The organism is Thalassolituus sp. UBA6592, from assembly GCF_002433655.1.
Taxonomy (GTDB): Bacteria; Pseudomonadota; Gammaproteobacteria; order Pseudomonadales; family Oceanobacteraceae; genus Venatoribacter.
The window spans coordinates 1-6537 of the sequence record NZ_DJIO01000139.1; the positions used below are offsets into that span (position 1 = coordinate 1).

Here is a 6537-nt window from a genome sequence, read left to right on the forward strand (position 1 = left end):
TGCCCGGATGGTGGCGATGGTGGTGACGGCGGCTCCGTTTTTCTGGAAGCCAACGATTCCATCAATACGCTGATTGATTACCGCTATACCCGCCACTATCAGGCGCAGAATGGTCAGGGCGGTTCCAGCCGTAACTGTACCGGTGCCAAAGGTGAAGACCTGGTATTGATGGTGCCGATCGGTACCACGGCCATTGATGAAGATACCGGTGAAATCCTGGGTGATATCACCGCAGCCGGTCAGCAGCTGATGGTCGCCCGGGGTGGTTTCCATGGTCTGGGGAATACCCGTTATAAATCCAGTACCAACCAGGCGCCGACTCAGACCAAGCCCGGTCAGCCGGGGGAATCCCGTAACATCAAACTGGAACTCAAAGTTCTGGCAGACGTCGGACTGTTAGGGCTGCCAAATGCCGGTAAGTCCACTTTGATCCGTGCGGTATCGGCGGCCAAGCCAAAAGTGGCGGACTACCCGTTCACTACGCTGGTACCGAATCTGGGTGTGGTAAAAATCGAAGATCACCGCAGCTTTGTGGTGGCAGACATTCCGGGTCTGATTCCGGGCGCCTCCGATGGTGCTGGTCTGGGTACCCGCTTCCTGAAGCATCTGGTACGTACTCACCTGCTGCTGCACGTTGTGGATATGGCGCCGTTTGACGACACTGATCCTGCCGAAGCTGTGCAGGCCATTGCCAATGAGCTGGAACAGTTCTCGCCGGGGCTGGCGCAGCGTGACCGCTGGCTGGTGCTGAATAAGCTGGACATGGTGCCGGAAGAAGAGCGTGATGCCCGTTGTCAGGACGTGGTTGACCGTCTGCAATGGACCGGGCCTGTTTATCGCGTTGCGGCGATTAATAAAGAAGGTACTTTCCCGCTGTGTGGTGACATCATGCGCTACATCGAGGAGCGTCGTCAGCGTGCAGCGGATGATGAAGATTTTGCCGCTCAGATTATGGCAGAGCGTGAGCAAGTGGAAATTGAAGCCCGCGAGCACATTGAACTTCTGTCTGAGCGCCGTCGCCAGTTACGTGAGCTGGAGCAGGATGATGATGATGACGACGATGATTATGACGTCGAAGTCATTTATACCCGCGAATAAAAACATATTCTTGTGTGCTGACGGAGCAACAGACAGATCATGACAGGCGAAGTACTTACCTCACGGGCCGTGCTGAAACAGCGTAAGCGGTGGGTGATCAAAATCGGCAGCGCTTTGCTGACCAATGATGGCCAGGGGTTGAATCGCGAAGGTATGGGCGGCTGGGTAGACCAGATCGCCCGCCTGCTGGAACTTGGCCATGAAGTGGTGCTGGTTTCTTCCGGATCTGTTGCCGAAGGCATGACCCGTCTGGGCTGGAAAACCCGCCCGGATGAGGTGCATAAGCTGCAGGCCGCCGCCGCTGTCGGTCAGATGGGGCTGGTGCAGGCCTATGAAACGGCTTTTTCTTCCCATCAGCGCACCACCGCGCAGATTCTGCTGACCCATGATGATCTCAGTGATCGCAAGCGCTATCTGAATGCGCGTACTACCCTGCGTCAGCTGCTGAAACTCGGCGTGGTGCCGATTGTTAATGAAAATGACACCGTGGTCACCGACGAAATCCGTTTCGGTGATAACGATACCTTAGGTGCACTGGTTGCCAATCTGGTGATGGCCGACCTGCTGGTGATTCTGACCGACCAGAACGGCTTGTATACCGCCGACCCGCGTTCTAACCCGGATGCTGAGCTGATCACCGAAGGCCGTGCCTCTGATTCGCGTTATCTTTCGATGGCCGGTGGTGCAGGCTCACTGGGTCGTGGCGGTATGCTGACCAAGATTAAAGCAGCACGTCTGGCATCCCGTTCCGGCGCCGATACCCTGATCGTCGGCGGCCGCATTGATGATGTGATCACCCGTGTGCATCAGGGCGAGGTGCTGGGCACCTTGCTGGTAGCGGATCAGGAGCCGGTGGCTGCGCGTAAGCAGTGGATTGCCGGACACCTGCAGACTCATGGTGAGCTGGTGCTGGATGCCGGTGCGATCAAAGCCCTGCGTGACGGTGGCCGCAGCCTGTTGCCGGTTGGTGTATCGGCTGTGCGCGGTCGTTTCGAACGTGGTCAGGTGGTTGCCTGTGTAGACGAAAACGGCAATCTGGTGGCGAAAGGGCTGGTTAATTACGACGATGCTGACGCCGCAAAAATCATACGCACGGACAGCCGTGATCTGGATAAGGCTCTGGGGTATATTGCCGAGCCGGAAATGATTCACCGCGATAATCTGACGGTGCTGTATCCGCTGTAAACCGATTCTGTTTAACCGCAGTCTGTATCTGACTGCCGGTTCTGAACGCTATAACAACGAGGAATCTCATGATTGAGAACGTGAAAGTCGCTGCTCTGGATGTCAGCAATGAAGCGCCATTTACCCTGTTTGGTGGCATGAATGTACTGGAAAGCCGTGATCTGGCGATGTCCATCTGTGAACACTATGTAAAAGTGACAGAGAAGCTGGGCATTCCGTATGTGTTCAAGGCGTCCTTCGACAAAGCCAACCGTTCCTCAATTAATTCTTACCGTGGTCCGGGCATGGAAGAAGGTCTGAAGATTTTTGAAGAAATCAAAAAGACCTTCAATGTGCCACTGATTACTGACGTACATGAACCGTATCAGGCTGCACCTGTGGCGGAAGTGGTTGATGTGATCCAGTTGCCGGCATTCCTCGCCCGTCAGACCGATCTGGTGGTGGCAATGGCGGAAACCGGTGCGGCAATCAATGTGAAGAAACCTCAGTTTCTGGCGCCTCATGAAATGCGTCATATCATCAAAAAGTTTGCTGAAGCCGGCAACGAACGGGTGATGCTGTGTGAGCGTGGTTCCAGCTTTGGTTACAACAACCTGGTGGTGGATATGCTGGGTATGGATGATATGAAGTCCATGGCACCGGTTATTTTTGACGCCACGCATGCGCTGCAGCGTCCGGGCGGCCGTGCAGATTCTGCCGATGGTCGTCGCCAGCAGGCGTTCCAGCTGGCCCGTTCCGGTATGGCATTGGGTATTGCAGGTCTGTTCCTGGAAGCTCATCCAAACCCTGCTGAAGCCAAGTGTGATGGCCCTTGTGCCTTGCCGCTGGACAAACTGGAGCCATATCTGGCGCAGATGAAGGCAGTGGATGATCTGGTGAAATCCTTTGAGAAGGTAATCATCGACTGATTACGTCCGTATGGATTGAATCAAAAGCGCACAGCCTGTATTATGTGCGCCCTTAGTTGACAGGGGTGGGCCGCTTCAGCATAATCCCGCCCCTCTCAGAATTAACGAATAACCAAATTTGAGGAGCCGACTGTGGCAAATTCCGCTGGTTCTCGTAAACGCGCCCGTCAGGCTATCAAACGTCGTGCCCGTACTGTGGCTCTGCGCTCCATGGTGCGTACTTACATCAAGAAAGTACAATCCGCTGTAGCGACAAACGACTATGAACAGGCCCAGGCTGCGTTTACTAAAGCACAACCTTATATCGACAAGATGGTAAACAAAGGCATCCTGCACAAAAACGCAGCTGCCCGTACCAAGAGCCGTCTGAACGCTAAGGTATTTGCTCTGAAAGGCTGATCTCTGATCAATCTTCAGGCTACAGAAAAACCCGCTTTGGCGGGTTTTTCTGTTTCTGGGCTGAGAGTATGATCAGCCCACTCTGACATAAAGGGGCAGGAAGCAGAACATGGCCGAGTCGCCGGTTAAATCATCCACTGAAAACAGTCCGGGCCTGTTGCGCTCATCCTCCGTCGTCAGTGTGATGACTCTCGTCAGCCGGGTGTTAGGGCTGATCCGGGACGTAGTGGTGGCACAGTATTTCGGTGCCCGTGCCGACGCTTTCTTTGTCGCTTTTAAAATCCCGAATTTCTTTCGCCGCTTATTTGCCGAGGGCGCGTTCTCCGTCGCCTTTGTACCGGTCCTGAGCGAATACCGCCGGTTGCGGCCGCTGGATGAAGTACGGCTGTTGATCGCCCGGGTGTCCGGGCTGCTGGGGATGGCTCTGTTGGCTATCACCGTGCTGGCGGTGTTGTTTGCTGACTATCTGCCCTGGGTGTTTTCCCCCGGGTTTCGTGATGATCCGGCTAAATTTGCTCTGACCGGCGACCTGCTGCGTATTACCTTTCCCTATCTGCTTTTTATCTCGCTGACGGCGTTTGCCTCCAGTGTGCTGAATGCCTACGGCCGCTTTGCTGTGCCAGCCTTTACTCCTGTGTTGCTCAACGTTTGCCTGATTTTTGCCGCTGTGGTGATGAGCGACTGGTTTGAAGAGCCGCTGTTTGCGCTGGCTTGGGGGGTATTCCTGGCGGGTCTGGTGCAGCTGGTGTTTCAGTTACCGTTTGTTGCCCGCCTGGGCCTGCTGGTGCGACCTGTGTATGTGCGACACGATGAAGGTGTCAGCCGCATCGGTAAGCTGATGATTCCAGCGTTATTTGGGGTGTCGGTCAGTCAGATTAACTTGCTGCTGGATACGCTGCTGGCCTCTTTTCTGGAAAGTGGCTCGGTCAGCTGGCTGTATTATTCCGACCGCCTGAATAACCTGCCACTGGGGGTGTTTGCCATCGCCATCGGCGTAGTGATTCTGCCATCACTTTCCGGTAAACACGCAGCCAACGACGGTGATGCCTTCTCGCGCACATTGGACTGGGCGGTGCGCATGGTATTCCTGCTGGCCTTGCCTGCGGCACTGGCGCTGGTGGTGCTGGCGACCCCTCTGATGTCGACCATCTTTTATCACGGTGAAATCACCGCCTATGACATCGGCAAGATGACTATGAGCCTGCAGGCGTATGGTTCGGGCTTGCTGGCGTTTATGCTGATTAAGGTGCTGGCGCCTGGCTATTACGCCCGCCAGGACACCAAAACCCCGGTGAAGATCGGTATTCAGGCCATGGTGGTGAATATGGTGCTGAATCTGGCGCTGGTTTTTCCGCTGCAGCATGTCGGGCTGGCACTGGCGACTTCTCTTTCAGCCTATTACAACGTCTTTATGCTCTATCGCGGGCTGCGTAAAACCGATGCTTATCAGCATCAGAGCGGCTGGCTGACGTTTATTCTGAAGTTGCTGGCCGCCAATCTGGCTCTGTTTGGCGTGATGTTCTGGCTGATGGGCGGTGCAGGGCAGTGGCTTGAATGGAGCGCGCTGGATCGTTCGCTGTGGCTGACGGTAATCGTGGTGGCCGGTGTGGTGACTTACTTCGCGGTACTGATTGCAGCGGGGCTGCGCCTGCGTCATCTGCGTGGATCGGTTTTCTGACAGCAGGTAAGTGGTCACTGACTGGCCAAATGGCTGTTACCCGAGGGTCAGGTTAGCTATAATCCGGCCTTTTATTTTTACCGGGTTATTGATCAATGCGCCTGTTGCGTGGGCTTCACAACATTCCAGCAGAATTCAAAGGCTGTGCTGCGACCATCGGCACCTTTGATGGTCTGCATCTGGGCCATCAGCGCATCATTCATTCGCTCAAAGCCGTGTCTGAACGACATGGTGTGCCGACCCTGGTCATGCTGTTCGAACCTCAGCCGAAAGAATTCTTTGCCCCGGATGCGGCACCTGCCCGTTTGGCCAATCTGCGCGAGAAACTGCAGGATCTGAAGCAAGAGAACGTCGATTATGTTCTCTGCCTGCCATTCAATCAGGCGCTGCGCTCTATGTCGGCAGATGCCTTTATCAAAGACATTCTGATCAGCGCGCTGGGGATCAAACACCTGATCGTTGGTGACGATTTCCGCTTTGGCTGTGATCGCAGCGGCGACTATCAGCTGCTGCGTGAGTACGGCGATAAGTACGGCTTTGATGTGCAGGATTCACCGACCCACGAACTGGATGCTGAACGCATCAGCAGTACCCGTATCCGTTCGGAGCTGGCAGCCAATAATCTGGTGCGTGCAGCGCACATGCTGGATCGCCCGTATCACATGTCCGGGCGCATCGCTTACGGCCGCCAGTTGGGTCGTCTGCTGGATACGCCAACAGCCAATGTGATGGTGCATCGCCGCAAGCTGCCGCTGACCGGTGTGTATGCGGTTTACGCCACGTTAGAAGAAAGTGGCGAGAAATTTCAGGGTGTCGCCAATATTGGTGTGAAACCAACGGTAACCGGTGATGCCAAACCATCGCTGGAAGTGCACCTGTTTGATTTTGACGGCAGTCTCTATCACCAGCACCTGACGGTAGAGTTTGCGCACAAAATCCGTGATGAAAAGAAGTTTGATGGAATCGACGCTCTGCGGGCTGCTATCGAACACGATAAGCAGACTGCCAGACAATATTTTGCCGCTCTGAACGACTGATCTCAGAGCCATAATCGTGATGTTTTAAAAGTGACCGAATATGAACGATAAAGTGGAAAGCCAGTACAAATCGACGCTGAACCTGCCTGACACCGAATTTCCGATGCGCGGCAATCTGGCAAAACGCGAACCGGATATGCTGAAGCGCTGGGAAGAAACCGGCCTGTATCAGAAAATCCGTGAAGCCCGTGCAGGTCGCGATAAATTTATTCTGCACGATGGCCCTCCTTAT

At 54.7% G+C, this 6537-nt stretch carries 7 protein-coding genes; all 7 read left to right on the forward strand.

Going from position 1 to position 6537, the window contains the following annotated elements; genetic code table 11:
* Window positions 1–1098 (forward strand): Obg family GTPase CgtA (gene cgtA, locus B2Z72_RS13775; RefSeq protein ID WP_297005066.1); only part of this gene is annotated, 1098 nt, incomplete at its 5' end.
* A 39-nt stretch (window positions 1099–1137) separates the two neighbouring features.
* Entirely contained in the window at window positions 1138–2283 is a 1146-nt protein-coding gene (gene proB / locus B2Z72_RS13780; protein ID WP_296981927.1) for a glutamate 5-kinase, read from the forward strand.
* 68 nt (window positions 2284–2351) lie between these two features.
* Window positions 2352–3191 carry a 3-deoxy-8-phosphooctulonate synthase gene (kdsA, locus tag B2Z72_RS13785; protein ID WP_296981929.1) on the forward strand — a complete coding sequence of 280 codons (840 nt, stop codon included), beginning with the start codon at window positions 2352–2354 and terminating at the stop codon, window positions 3189–3191.
* Between the two features lie 132 nt (window positions 3192–3323).
* Entirely contained in the window at window positions 3324–3590 is a 267-nt protein-coding gene (gene rpsT / locus B2Z72_RS13790) for a 30S ribosomal protein S20 (RefSeq protein ID WP_297005069.1), read from the forward strand.
* Between the two features lie 109 nt (window positions 3591–3699).
* Window positions 3700–5268, forward strand: a complete 1569-nt coding sequence (murJ, locus tag B2Z72_RS13795) for a murein biosynthesis integral membrane protein MurJ (RefSeq protein WP_296981930.1) — start codon at window positions 3700–3702, stop codon at window positions 5266–5268.
* 95 nt (window positions 5269–5363) lie between these two features.
* The gene (gene ribF / locus B2Z72_RS13800) at window positions 5364–6305 is read left to right on the forward strand and encodes a bifunctional riboflavin kinase/FAD synthetase (protein ID WP_297005072.1); all 942 of its coding nucleotides are present in this window, start codon (window positions 5364–5366) and stop codon (window positions 6303–6305) included.
* A 40-nt stretch (window positions 6306–6345) separates the two neighbouring features.
* A partial coding sequence (locus B2Z72_RS13805) for a class I tRNA ligase family protein (protein WP_297005075.1) occupies window positions 6346–6537 on the forward strand: 192 nt, incomplete at its 3' end.